At 54.6% G+C, this 12339-nt stretch carries 13 protein-coding genes and 3 pseudogenes; 9 read left to right on the top strand and 7 right to left on the bottom strand.

The annotated features are described in order from the left end of the window. Positions 1-9: 9 nt before the first annotated feature. On the bottom strand, positions 10-1815 hold the full coding sequence (locus tag JCM10550_RS02815; protein WP_062396811.1) for a hypothetical protein: 1806 nt from the start codon (positions 1813-1815) through the stop codon (positions 10-12). A 156-nt stretch (positions 1816-1971) separates the two neighbouring features. Continuing rightward, positions 1972-2697 (bottom strand): hypothetical protein, encoded by a 726-nt coding sequence (locus JCM10550_RS02820; RefSeq protein ID WP_062396813.1) that lies wholly within the window; start codon positions 2695-2697, stop codon positions 1972-1974. A 342-nt stretch (positions 2698-3039) separates the two neighbouring features. Here JCM10550_RS02820 and JCM10550_RS21630 point away from each other — a divergent pair, with 342 nt between their 5' ends. The 5 genes and pseudogenes from JCM10550_RS21630 to JCM10550_RS02830 all read left to right on the top strand — a co-directional run bounded on the left by JCM10550_RS21630 (position 3040) and on the right by JCM10550_RS02830 (position 6247). Then, complete coding sequence (locus JCM10550_RS21630) at positions 3040-3219, top strand: hypothetical protein (RefSeq protein ID WP_245618650.1); 180 nt, start codon at positions 3040-3042, stop codon at positions 3217-3219. Between the two features lie 82 nt (positions 3220-3301). Continuing rightward, positions 3302-4542: pseudogene (locus JCM10550_RS02825) on the top strand (chloride channel protein). Beyond that, the gene (locus tag JCM10550_RS21635) at positions 4542-4757 is read left to right on the top strand and encodes a CBS domain-containing protein (protein ID WP_281175231.1); all 216 of its coding nucleotides are present in this window, start codon (positions 4542-4544) and stop codon (positions 4755-4757) included. Before JCM10550_RS02825 ends, JCM10550_RS21635 begins: the two are co-directional and overlap by 1 nt. A 14-nt stretch (positions 4758-4771) precedes the next feature. Beyond that, a pseudogene (locus tag JCM10550_RS24250) lies at positions 4772-4858 on the top strand (hypothetical protein); the annotation flags it as partial. Positions 4859-4942: 84 nt separating this feature from the next. Continuing rightward, positions 4943-6247 (top strand): aminotransferase class I/II-fold pyridoxal phosphate-dependent enzyme, encoded by a 1305-nt coding sequence (locus tag JCM10550_RS02830; protein WP_062396815.1) that lies wholly within the window; start codon positions 4943-4945, stop codon positions 6245-6247. Here JCM10550_RS02830 and JCM10550_RS02835 read toward each other — a convergent pair. The 3 genes and pseudogenes from JCM10550_RS02835 to JCM10550_RS02840 form a co-directional block, all read right to left on the bottom strand. Next, positions 6225-7642: pseudogene (locus JCM10550_RS02835) on the bottom strand (MATE family efflux transporter). The gene JCM10550_RS02830 and the pseudogene JCM10550_RS02835 overlap by 23 nt on opposite strands. Continuing rightward, on the bottom strand, positions 7626-7781 hold the full coding sequence (locus tag JCM10550_RS17995) for a hypothetical protein (RefSeq protein ID WP_157199863.1): 156 nt from the start codon (positions 7779-7781) through the stop codon (positions 7626-7628). Before JCM10550_RS17995 ends, JCM10550_RS02835 begins: the two are co-directional and overlap by 17 nt. Further along, positions 7778-8104 carry a MarR family winged helix-turn-helix transcriptional regulator gene (locus tag JCM10550_RS02840; RefSeq protein ID WP_062396817.1) on the bottom strand — a complete coding sequence of 109 codons (327 nt, stop codon included), beginning with the start codon at positions 8102-8104 and terminating at the stop codon, positions 7778-7780. The genes JCM10550_RS17995 and JCM10550_RS02840 overlap by 4 nt, the downstream gene beginning before the upstream one ends. A 165-nt stretch (positions 8105-8269) precedes the next feature. On the opposite strand from JCM10550_RS02840, the gene JCM10550_RS02845 reads away from it, so the two are divergent. The 4 genes from JCM10550_RS02845 (at position 8270) to JCM10550_RS18005 (ending at position 10283) form a co-directional block, all read left to right on the top strand. Then, positions 8270-8995: a M20/M25/M40 family metallo-hydrolase gene (locus tag JCM10550_RS02845; RefSeq protein WP_157199864.1), complete on the top strand. Its 726-nt coding sequence runs from the start codon at positions 8270-8272 to the stop codon at positions 8993-8995. Further along, the gene (locus JCM10550_RS02850) at positions 8953-9552 is read left to right on the top strand and encodes a peptidase dimerization domain-containing protein (protein WP_062396822.1); all 600 of its coding nucleotides are present in this window, start codon (positions 8953-8955) and stop codon (positions 9550-9552) included. Before JCM10550_RS02845 ends, JCM10550_RS02850 begins: the two co-directional genes overlap by 43 nt. 85 nt (positions 9553-9637) lie before the next feature. Continuing rightward, positions 9638-9796 carry a hypothetical protein gene (locus JCM10550_RS18000; RefSeq protein WP_157199865.1) on the top strand — a complete coding sequence of 53 codons (159 nt, stop codon included), beginning with the start codon at positions 9638-9640 and terminating at the stop codon, positions 9794-9796. Between the two features lie 328 nt (positions 9797-10124). Further along, positions 10125-10283, top strand: a complete 159-nt coding sequence (locus JCM10550_RS18005) for a hypothetical protein (RefSeq protein ID WP_157199866.1) — start codon at positions 10125-10127, stop codon at positions 10281-10283. A 197-nt stretch (positions 10284-10480) separates the two neighbouring features. Here JCM10550_RS18005 and JCM10550_RS02860 read toward each other — a convergent pair whose 3' ends face one another. Together JCM10550_RS02860 and JCM10550_RS20240 are read right to left on the bottom strand one after the other, a co-directional pair. Next, a complete protein-coding gene (locus JCM10550_RS02860; protein WP_062396826.1) occupies positions 10481-10918 on the bottom strand; it encodes an SbcC/MukB-like Walker B domain-containing protein in 438 nt (145 codons plus the stop codon). Then, a complete protein-coding gene (locus tag JCM10550_RS20240; protein WP_062396828.1) occupies positions 10918-11511 on the bottom strand; it encodes a hypothetical protein in 594 nt (197 codons plus the stop codon). The genes JCM10550_RS02860 and JCM10550_RS20240 overlap by 1 nt, the downstream gene beginning before the upstream one ends. Positions 11512-12339: the final 828 nt, after the last annotated feature.

A 12339-nucleotide genomic window follows, 5' to 3' on the forward strand; every position in this document is an offset into this window, starting at 1 on the left:
TCTTTTTTCTCACGAACAGCACTGCCCCCCCAGTAACACCACGAGGATGCTGATGACAGAAACAAGGATTGGCACGATGGGTAACTCATTAATACCACCATACACTTCCAGTGCGTGCTCTTCGGTGAGACTATTTATCCGCATATTCTCGTGTTCACCGTAGTGCACATGCACTCTGACGGTTGGATTCTCTGCGAGATCTGCGGGCGTAAGCCTGAACCTGCCTTTCAGTGTGGTCTCATCCGTTACTTCCGCTGGTATTCCGAGTGAAACGAATTCTGGTCTCCCTTCAATACTCAGTTCCACTTCAGCACTTGCGAAACATCTGGTATTTCCGGGATTAGTCAGCACGACAGAAAACTGCTCCAGCTGTGTGTTGTATACGGCCCTGATGATGTGCAGGCGGGAACTGTCTGAAAAATTTGTTGTTCCGAGGAGAATATCGGTCTCTATTGCTTCAGTGAGTGAACCTGAACTCTCGCCGTATTCGAGGAATACATGGGCGCGGAGTGTCTTTCCGGACATTACTGCTGCATCGAGCGCGGTCTGATATGCCCGTCCGGTCGTTGTTTCCGGGCTGAGGAAGAACGGTTCGGTGTCACCGATGGTGGTGAGCAGTTTATCGTCTGCGTAGAGGTCAACGGTACCTTTTCCGAATGCACCCATGCTGCCGAGGTTCCCGTATTCGATATTGACTGAGTTTGTCATGGTGTTGTAATTGCCTGAGAGGATGGTCACGTCGAATTCGTACTTCGGGAGGTTAAACATGTCGAGCGCTTCCACCCCCCCTGAGAAACCCCCCCCGGTTCCCCCCCTGCCCTGCCCGAGTTTGATGAAGAAGACCAGACCTGTCTGGTCTTTCAGGATTTTGACCGCGTTGGCGAGATCGTTTCCGATGATGGTCCCGCCGACGAAACTGCTCTCTTTGACATAGTCCAAGGTTGTGTCGGAGGCGCTGTTTCTGTTGATAAAGATCACCGGTGTCCGGCCTGACATGATCTCTTCCTCGATGAATTCCCCGTTTGTGATGATGACTTCATTTGACGGTTTCACTGCAAGGTACCTGTCGACGACTGCGATGTTGTTCCTGAACCGGTCGTTCTTTTCGTTGATGATCTCCGGGTTGTAGCGGGCCAGATTCTCACTGACCGAACGGTCCACCTGGCCAACGATTGTCACTCCGCTGACCGTCCGGCCGCGGAGGAAGTTGTTTACTTCGTTGATATTCTCCCGGTCAGCAAAGATCACCCACGATGTGGAGACGATCGAATAGGGTGCGACCGAGATGGCATTGTAGCCGTACGCATCATCGATGACGATGAACCTCGTTGTGCCGCTCTCCCTTCCAAGTTCCAGGGCAAGTTTCCTGCCGCCCGCAGATTTGATCACTTTTGAGATCGTAAAGCCCTCTGATTCCAGATAATCCTGATACCCTGGCATGATCGGGATAATGTCCGACTCGATGAGGGTGACCGCCTTTGTGGGGGGGTCCATCACGCGGGCCAGCGTGTGGCCCTGTGTCTGGCCGGTGACAAAATACGAGTCCATGCCGTGCAGGTTTGCATGGCAGATGCCCGTATATACATCAATCCAGTCGCCTGAGTTGATCACGACCTGATCCCCCCCTGTCTGGGCGGAGACCGCACCGATGCCCCCCCGCCGACGATGAGGATCAATGCCGCCAGCATGCACAGTGCACGGTTTTTTACTTCCGGCCTGTCGTATCGGTTCTCTGGTTTTATCGTCTCTGTTTTCATCCGGCTTATTCTCCTTAGAAGTCAGTTCAGCACTGATCCGCACGGGTACACCGTTCACTCCATCCCCGGGTTACCGGGGGGGGTTCCAGTATCTCCTATAACTGTGTCAGTTCTCATAAAACGTTCGGGCCCGGATCAAAAATAAAAAAGAGGTAGACTGGTTGTAAGTTCAGGGTCCCTGCCCTGAACATTGTTCCCTCTAAAAACAGCCTGATCACACCAGCTCCACGTAGAAGTAATAGATCTGTGACTCTTCGGTAGTAGTCACAGGGACAATCATCTGATAATCCTGTGGAGTACCATCAAATGCTGTTCCATCGACACTGATATTCCCTGCAAATACATAGTCTGTTATCGTGCCACCTGTCAGTGCATATGCGTTTGTTTCCCAGTTAGTTGCAGCTGAAGACAGTGTCACTGCCTGCCCGTTTGCGACACCGGGAACACTCTGGCCTGCAATGACAAGTGCATCGGATGTCTCGGTGAAGGTGTGATCTGCACTGTCGGAATCTCCTGCAACAAATCCAAAGGCGGTATCAATAGCAGCGGCGTTTTTAGCCTCAAGTGCACGCCATTCTGTAAAGTTCATCTCCTGTGCAGCAGCGAATACTGTCCCATTGTTTAACCAGGTCCACTCTACAAATTTGTTCACGCCGCCATCATTTGCGAGCACTAACTCTCCGCTCACATTACCATAGAAACCCTGCCACTTCCCTGTGACAAAATCGATTTCGGTGAAATTTACCGGTGTGATGTTACCGCCGGTGGCATAGAATGATTTTACTTCATTCGTGAATGTCTGATTCGTTCCGGCATCATCACTGCCGCCCTGGGGTTTTGCCATCGCCGCGGGCACGCATAGCATGCCAAAGACGACAGCGACCACCACCGCCGCAGTGAGTGCTGCGGTGAGTTTGTTTCTTTTTATCATTTCCATCATCTCATATCTGGATTCCTGTTGATCCAGGGTGATGGCTATGTAGTAAAAAAACTATATATCAGATTGCCGGGCATGTGTCGGTCACAAGAAGCCTGTCCATCCAATGCTGATATGGCGGGCAACTTCCAGCCAATTATCTCTGTCATGCACTCCTGATAGTTATATCAGCGGAAACCATGATTTCAGGTGTGCTCTGACATCTGTATTCGGTATCCCGTAATCTCCCGCTGACCAAAGGCAGCAGACCACCCAATTCGAGGGTGTGGAGGCCGGGGGGGAGAACCAAATCATTGAATTATCCATTTCCCGTATAATAATTCAGGAAAAGAAGGTGTCGTCTGGGTGGGCAAGTATGTTACCTCTGATTTCCAGAAGATTTTGGTCATCGGAGTTGTTGTTGGAATAATCTCTGGTTTTGGTGCCTATCTCTTCTATAGCGGTCTGAAATACGGCGGCCTCTTTGTAATGAAGTACCTCTGGGGGGGTATGATTTTCCCGCAGAGGGGGGGCGTCCATTACTGAAATTGCTACGTGGGCCCCCCCACCCGAGGTTGGGTTCCTGTTTCTTCCAATTATATGCATCGGTGCGCTGATATCAGGTTATCTGGTCTATACCTTTGCACCTGAAGCAGAAGGGCACGGAACTGATGCCGCGGTTGCCGCTTTTCATGGGACCGGGGGGGTGATTCGACGGCGCGTACCTCTGGTGAAGGCCGTCGCTTCTATTATCACCATATCGACCGGCGGAAGCGCAGGGCGTGAGGGGGCCGACAGCCAGATATCCGCCGGGTTTGGATCGCTGGTGGCTGATAAACTCGGTCTCTCCATGAAATACCGGCGCATTGCGATTGCCACCGGCATTGGTGCGGGTATCGGAACTATCTTCAAGGCCCCCCCTCTCGGGGGGGCGATTCTCGCCGCAGAAATTCTTTACACCCGCGATTTTGAGTCCGCTGCCATTATCCCGGCATTTATTGCCTCGGTGATCGGGTATTCTATCTTTGGTATTCTGGAAGGATTCGAACCGGTATTCGGTGCGGTTGAAATCACCTGGACGGTCTTGCAGATTCCGTTCTTTGCGCTGCTCGGTGTTGTCTGTGGTCTGCTGGGAAAACTCTACTGCCATTCGTTCTATGGCACCCGGGATCTCTTCACTGGCTTTTTCACCCGTCACGGACTGCCGAAAAAACTCAAACCCGTGACCGGTGCATTCTTTATCGGTCTCGTCTTCGTTATCTTCTGGTACCTTGCTCCGGAAACCCGGCTGGTCGCTCTGGGGAGTATCGGTTCCGGGTATGGATTCCTCCAGCTGATGATGTATAACATGGTCCCGCTCTCTGTGCTGATCATGATCCCGTTTGTAAAGATTTTCATGACCTCCTTTACCATCGGATCGGGGGGGGATCCGGTGGGGGGGTCTTTGCACCCGGTCTGACGATCGGCGGGTCGGCGGGTGCTGCGGTTGGCATGATCCTTCATCTCTGTTTTCCCTCGCTTGTGGCTATCACCGCGGTCCCTGCCTTTGCGGTAGTGGGTATGATCGCTCTCTTTGGTGGGGGGGTGGCGAACGCACCTATTTCTGTTTTGATCATGGTTATTGAGATGACGCACAATTATTCCCTGCTCCCTCCGGCGATGGTGGCGGTTGCCATCTCCTATATCGTCACATCCAGAGATACAATATTCCGGGCACAGGTGGAAACAAAGCTTGATTCCAACGCCCATCGCGGTGAATACCACATGGACATTGCCCAGATGATTACCGTGGGAGAGGCGATGGTTCCGGGGGGGAAAAAGGTGATCAACTTCTCACCGGAAACCTCCAGTAGAGAGGTGGTAGCCTGATGAACCGGACACGGCACACCGGCTATCCGGTGATCCGTGATGGCGTCCTTGTGGGTATTGTGACCGTTGGTGATCTTCCGAATTATCAACAGGGGGAGACGGACCGCCCGGTGGGTGAGTGCATGACAAAGGATGTGATGACGACGTCACCGGATCAGACACTGGATGAGGTGCTCCGGCAGATGGCAGAGAACAGCTCCATCACTTCCCGGTAACCGATGCTGACGGGAAGTGTGTCGGGTTTCTGACGACCAGTGATATTCTTCGGTCCTATACCAGGAGAATGACCGCACTCTCGAAGGTGGATGAGGAATAAATCGATTTCCTCCCCCCCCTTTTTTCACATCTGTTATTTCATCCGTCCATGGCTATTTATTTCATCACTACGCATGGGTGAGATATGCAGATTCCCCCCCCGTTTGCCCTTGAACGTTACTTTGGAAGATATGAATTCTCAGCGCCCCCCCACATGCTGTCGGCCGCTGACTGTGAGACTTGGTCTGCCGGAGACCTCTTTGCGCTGGAAGAAGGCTCACTTGATGACTTCTGTTCAATGCGGTTCGGGTATACCGAGTCACAGGGAGACCCAACCCTCAGAGAGGAGATATCGGATCTTTCCGGGGGGGATATCGGCCCGGACAGGTGTGTCGTCTTTGCCGGTGCGGAGGAGGCGATTTATATCACGATGCATGCTCTCCTCTCACCCGGAGACCATGTGGTGATTCTTTCCCCCCCGGCCTACCAGTCCCTTCATGAAGTTCCCCCCCGCCACATCGGGGCCGATGTCTCCTACTGGCAGATGAAAGAAGAGTCTGGCTGGCGGCCGGATATGGCGGAACTCTGGTCGCTCATCCGTCCTGAAACCAAGTGCATCGTGATAAACACACCGCACAACCCGACCGGTTTCCATTTTTCTGCAGCAGAACTGGACGAAATCATCGGGATTGCAGAGGAGAAGGGCATATGGCTCTTTTCAGATGAGGTATACCGCTTCGGGGGGGAGTATAGCTCCGCTGACCTTCTCCCGTCCGTTGCCTCATGGTACGAAAAGGGCATATCGGTCGGCGTGATGTCAAAGAGTTTCGGTCTTGCCGGTCTCCGGCTGGGCTGGGTTGCGACACGGGACACGGATCTGATCTCCCGTATGCTCGCGTGGAAGGACTACACCACCATCTGCACCAGTGCTCCGGCGGAGTTTCTCTCCACCCTGGCCCTCCGCCACAGGGAGACTATCATTGCCCGCAACCGGGACATCCTCAACGAAAACCGTGCCCTGCTCAATGCCTTCTTTGCCCGTCACCCTGACCTCTTCTGCTGCCGGGAACCACGGGCAGGACCGGTCTGTTTCCCCCGGTTTATGGGAGAGGAAGGGGGGGCGGAGGCCTTCTGTGACACCCTTGTCCGGGAGACCGGTGTGATTTTGCTTCCGTCAACGGTCTTCGCGCCGGTGACGAGCATATCAGGTTTGGATTCGGACGGTGGGACATGGTGCCCGCCCTCGCGGTGCTGGAAGAGTATCTGGCCAAAAACGGGCGCTGAGCGGTTTGTTGAGAACGGATCTGTTCTCCTCCCGGGATATCAGAAAAAGAGGCAAAATATCACAGAGGTTCGGACCGGAATGGAGTGTTCCGGTCTCTCGTCTGTTTTTTCCGTTATAAATCCAGCGCTATGGCAGTGCCGGATTATTCTCTGTTCTTTTTTATGAGCTTTTTCACATAGAGAGCAGCCCATCCGAATGCAAGGAGACCGCTTACGATGTCACCCAGCACAATGCCCCCCCACCATGCGCCTGATTCCCCCCCATACCAAAGATGAGGGCAAGCAGGGTGGCAAAGAAGGCAATAAAGATGATATTCCTGAAGAGGGAGAGAACAAAGGAGGTGGTGCCCTTTCCGGTGCCCTGGAAGATAGAGGATGACATAATCCCCCCATCGGACGAAGGGTAGAAGAAGCACATCGTCCGGAGGAATGTGGTCAGTTGCGGCAGCAGGTGGGCACTTTCCGGGGTGTAGGCGAAGAGTGTCGCAATCTGCGGCGCAAAGACCCAGGTGAGGATGCTTATCGCAATTGCTATCCCTGTTCCCAGGCCGGTTGAGTAGAAGTGGACCGTCCGGAGTTCTGCATATCGTTTTGCCCCCCCATACAGTGCGCCGGTGACTGATATGACGGCGGTGCCGATTGCGATCATTGGGACAATGGCAAACATCACTACCCTCCATCCGCCGGTGTATACGGCAACCCCGTCCGTCCCTGCCACGGTGACAAAGAGACCGTTCAGGATGATCCCGGCTCCTGCCATCAGCAGGAATTCCCCGCTTGCCGGCAGGCCGACCTTCAGGATATCGGCGACGATCGCCGGGTGATAGTGATAGGATATCCGGCGAACGGAGACATAGGTATCACGTTTTACCAGGAACCAGTAGAGCAGGACAGTGGAGACGGATGCAACGGATATAACGGTTGCAAGGGCAGCACCTGCCATACCCATATCCAGACCATAGATAAGGATGGGGTCAAGAACCAAGTTGACGACGGATGAGACGGCCATCGCGTACATCGTCCGCTTCATGTCCCCCCCTTCTGCACGGAGGATACCGTAGGCCACATTCGTGAAGAGGATGAGTATGGTGCCTCCGAAGATGATGTTGGCATATTCAAGCGCAAGGTCGATGGTATCTCCGGCACCGATGAGGAGCAGGGCGGGTTTGAGGAGGACGAGGAAACATATCGTCAGCACCACCGAGATGGCGACCGTCAGGTAGAGGGCGTGCATGGCGGTATTGTTTGCCCCTTCCCGGTCTTTTGCCCCAATACGCCGGGCGATCGCTGAGGTAGCCCCGGCACCGATGCCATTGGAGAAGCCGATCAATACCATAAAAACCGGTGTGACAAATCCGATCGCGGCAAGTGCGTCCGGACCCAGGCCCGCCACCCATATCGCATCGACGATATTGTACACCGACATGAGCAGCATTGCAACGATCATCGGGCCCGAGAGTTTGATGATGGCCCGTTTCGGGTCGCCGGTGAGGATCGAGATGCCTTTGGTGGCACCGGAAGCGGTGCCGGTTCCCGTTTCCGTCTCAGTTCTGTGTGTCATTGTGATCATTTCCCCCCCTGTCTGCCATTCTGCTGCTGGTGTATGCCATTGACCTGAGGATGGGTGTCAGATATGCCTGCGCTCCCTCCGGGAGACTGCCGGTGATTTCGTGGTCAACGGTGTCTGCTGCCCGGATCACGTCCTGTGCAACTTTTTCCCCCCCTTTTCCGTCATAATGATGCAGAACTTCCGGCGGTTTGTCTCATCCGGTATGCGTGTGATGCAGCCTTCCTCTTCCAGACGGTGGATGGTCCGGGCAATGGCTGCCTTGTCGATCATAAGCCTGCGGCTGATCTCATCCTGGGTGGCATCCGGATGTTTTGTAAGATAGATGAGGGGGCCCACCATGCCAGCCGAGATACCCATGCGTCCCGTATGTTCATTGAGCAGGATATTCCGGTTTCGGTAGATGATCGAGAGGAGCGCTCCCGTCGGCAGGTCGGGAGGGAAAGGGATGTGCATGGTTACAGGTTGTGTGTGTCAGGAGTTAACTGTTGACGTGACAACAGTTGATCCGTCTACTGTCAGGCGGCTTCTTCGCTCTACCCGTCTCGCACTTATGTTGGCGCTTGGAGGAGGAATCCTCATCAGGGATGGTGCAGAACTCTTCTGCAATAGGTGAACCATGTGACCGAAGAAGGGAAGGCAACCCCCCCGGCTGACAGCGACAGGGACGCGGCAGTGATTTTTGATATATTCATGCGGATTGCGGCAATACCACGGTGTTCGGGGAATGAAGATGGTATCGTCCGTTTTATTCTGGACCGGGCAGCGGCAGCAGGTTTTATGGCAGAAAAGGACACGGCGGGTAATGTGTATATCACCCGTCCGGGGGAGGGGGGCGGAGAGGTCGCGCCGCCGGTTGTTTTACAGGCGCATATGGACATGGTCTGTGTGGCAGCGCCCGGCTGTGACCATGACTTTGCCCGTGAGGGTATTGACTGCTACGAAGAGGACGGCATCCTCCGAGCACGGGGAACTTCTCTCGGGGCAGACAACGGCATTGGCCTTGCGATAGGGCTGCACCTCATGGAACATCCGGGAAAGTCCCACCCACCCATCCAGCTTATTGCAACACGGGAAGAGGAGACAACGATGCACGGCGCTGCATCCCTTGACCCCCCCGCCTGTATTGCCGGGACGACGGTTATTAACCTTGACGATGAGGAGGAAGGTGTTATCACCACCAGTTCGGCGGGGATGATGGCAGTGGCCTTTGCCTTCTCTGCCCCCCCGCGTCCGGTCCGTGGCCCGGTCAGTTGGCAGACAGTTGAGGTGGTGGGTGGCAGGGGGGTGGCCATTCGGGGGGGATGGAGGCGGCGTCCGGTCGGGCCAATGCCCTCTCCCTTTTAGGAAAACTGGTCTCCGGTCTCATGGCAGAGACCGGGTGTGCCATCACCTCTCTGACCGGTGGTGAACGGGATAATGTAATACCCGGACAGGCACGGGTCTGCATCGGCATCGACCCGGCGGTGGTAAAACAGGTGATCCTGTTCATCCGGGAGGAGGCACGTGCCTGCCGGGAGACATATCGCGAAACAGATCCTGATCTGCGGATACGTATCTTTCCGGCAACCCCCCCGCAAAAGGATGTTTTCACCCCCCCGGAGACAGCAGCAGCGGCGGTTGCCCTTCTGGCCCGCCTGCCCACAGGTATCTGTGCAATGGATCCCGTCATTCCCGGTCTTGTTGCCACCTCTGTCAACCCGGCAACGGTCTCCGAGAATGAGGGTGTACTTACGATTGGTCTCTCCGCCCGCAGCAATGATGATGCCGCCCTTGCAAAACTGGGGGGGGACACGTTCCGTAAAATGGGTCCGGAGGCAGGGGGGGCAGCAGTCTCGATTCCGGGGGGGGTTGCACCGGCCTGGCACTACCGGGAGGTGTCCCCCCCATCCGTGAGACGGTAAAGGCGGCCTATCGCGATCTCTTTGGCAGGGAGGCACATCTTCGTGGTCTGCATGCCGGTCTTGAGACTGCTGGATTGCACAGAAGATGCCTGTAGCAGACCTCATCGCTATCGGTCCGGATATCCGGGATGCCCACACGTTCCTTGAATCTGCGTCCCTTCCTTCCGCAGGGCGAGTCTGTGTGCTGCTCCGGGAGACGCTTCGGCGGTGTGCCGGGGGTGTGGAAGAAGATAACGAAGACTGATTGCCGGGCGATATGTGTCTCTCATTATTTTGTTGATGCATGATACCGGATTCTTCTCTGCCGTTTCAGGTATCCATCTTTTATTTCAACGATTCGGTGTGCCGGGCATTATATGCTGGTGGAGATGTCCGGGAATATCCAAATAATCCTCTATTTCGAAATGCTGTGTGATACTGCCTCACATATCCTTTTTGTATCTCTTTTGTATCGGTATGTCACAGGGATTGCAGGTATGCAGACACTGGATACCTGATCCTTTGTGAGTGAATGAGGTAAAAATGCTAAAAAAAGTGGAATCTTCATCGTGGTTCTTTTGCTGTGTTTTTCCGTGTATGCGGTCAGTGCACAGGATATCATAGTTCCACAGGAACGTGCCGTTTCAGGCGATTCATCACTGTATGAAAGCCCTGCCGGAATCGTGTATTCAGAATCGTCAGAGCCCCCCCCGCCCCCCCCCAACATGGCCGGAGCCGACACCCGTACCTGAATTCCCGGCCATGGCGCTTCCGATTGGTATGGTTGTCAGCCTTTTCGCCGTTGCATTCGTGCTTCGGCGCTAATTCTCTTCTTTTTCTCTTTGTTCGTTCAGAATCCTGACAGGTATCTCCGGAAGCTGGAGCAACAGCTCATCTGTTAAGGATACAAAAAAATGAGTGATGTGGGTGCTCTCCCCCCCTCTTTCTTTCAGGTATCCTGCCGGATGACACCCGGCCCTTTCATTGTGCTTTTTCCGCCGCTCTCTTTTTTGATCCTGATGACGGTTCCAATCCGCTCGTTTAGGGCGGGAACATGCGAGATGACACCGATCATCTTTCCCTGTTCATGCAGGGAGGAGAGGGTGGAGAGGGCCATATCGAGGGCATCCCCCCCGTCCAGTGTACCGAACCCTTCGTCAAGAAAGAGAGAGTCGACCTGTATCTTCCCGGATGCCATTGAGGCAAGGCCGAGGGCCAGGGCCAGACTCACCAGAAAGCTTTCGCCGCCGGAGAGATTTCTTGTCGACCGGATGGTTCCGCCCTGATAATTGTCGGTCACCGCGAGTTCCAAGGGCTGATTAGGATCATGAATCAGGATATATCGGTCGCTCATCGCCTGTAGCTGGCGGTTTGCCGAGGCGATCATCACCTCGAAGGTGAGACCCTGCGCGAAGTTGCGGAACTTCTTTCCGTCTGCCGACCCGATGAGGGCATGGAGTTCGTCCCAGCGGTTTGTCTCGGTCCGCTGGGCGGTAACCCGTTCCAGCTGTTTGGCATACCGGGTGATTTCTTCTTCCTGGCGTTTGAGCTGCTGCCGTACTTCGCCCTGCGGGTATTTGACTCCTGAACTACTGTGCTGAGGGCATGCAGCTCTTTGGTGAGGGCGGCCTCATCCTTTACCGTACCTGCCAGGGAGCGATGTGTCTCTGCTTCTTTCAGAGCAGATGCACGTTGTGCTGCAATACCTGCCTGCCACTGCTTCAGGCGGTCGCGTTCTTTTCTGAGGTCTGCCGCCTCTTCCGGTGCAAGAAGGGCAACAGCAAAGTCGCCTTCTCCGAGGAATCCGGCGCTGCATACCGCCTCATCAAAAAGACGTTCAGCCTCTTTCAGTTCTTCTCCCTGTCTTTTGATGGAATCCCGGAGAACCCGGACCTCTCCTTCGAGACCTGCGATCTCCTGCACTGTTTTCTGGTAATCGTTTTGAGCTGCTTCCAGTTTCTCCTCTTCTGCTCGGATCATCCGGTAAACTGTGCTTCTGCCTCATCCGGGCTTATATCGGACAGCAGGTTCTCCCGTTTCTCCTGGATTCTCACCATTTCTGCCTGTATTTCGGCGGTGCGAACCGCGCACCTCTGTGCATCCCCGAATCTCAGAACTGCCTGCCGACAGTTGGCGATGAGCGTTTCCGTTGTCCGGACCTCTTCTTTCAGTGTCCAAATGGCGGTCTCTGTTGTATAGTAACGTTTGATTGTCTCATTTGCCTCTTCAAGAGCTGTATGGACCACTGCTTCAGATTCCGGTGTGTCAGGAGTGAGACCGCATGCCCTACACCCGTCTGCCCAGGCCTCTTCCCGGTGTGCGGCCCGTTCACGGATGATAGCGAGTGCCTCATCTGCGGCCTCTGCTTCGCTCTTGCACTGGATCATTGCCTGACAAAGAGTGGCTTCCTTCTTTTGGATTTTCGAGAGGGTGCCCTGTTCCCTTTTGAGTTCTTCATCTGTCGCACGGGGCAGTGCCGCTGTCTCATCTGCGTATGGGTGTATCGTTGAACCGCACAGGGGACAGGGATCTCCCGCCCTGAGATGAGAACGCTCCGTTTCGAGATCATGGATTCGGGCGGCAAGAAGGGCGTTCTCCTCCATCTGTTTGGTGAGGCGCACCTGTCGTTCACGATCATATATGCATCTCTCCAGTGCCTGCTCATATCGGGCGTATTCTTCACGTTTTTCGTTCAGACGGGTGGTGAAATCCCGGCTTTTTCGGGCATCATCTTTACTTTCTGAGATTCGGTCACGAAGCAGGGTCAGCTGTGTTCTCTGCTCCTGAGATGTGTTGATTTCCACTCTG

Source organism: Methanogenium cariaci JCM 10550 (assembly GCF_001315945.1).
GTDB lineage: Archaea > Halobacteriota > Methanomicrobia > Methanomicrobiales > Methanomicrobiaceae > Methanogenium > Methanogenium cariaci.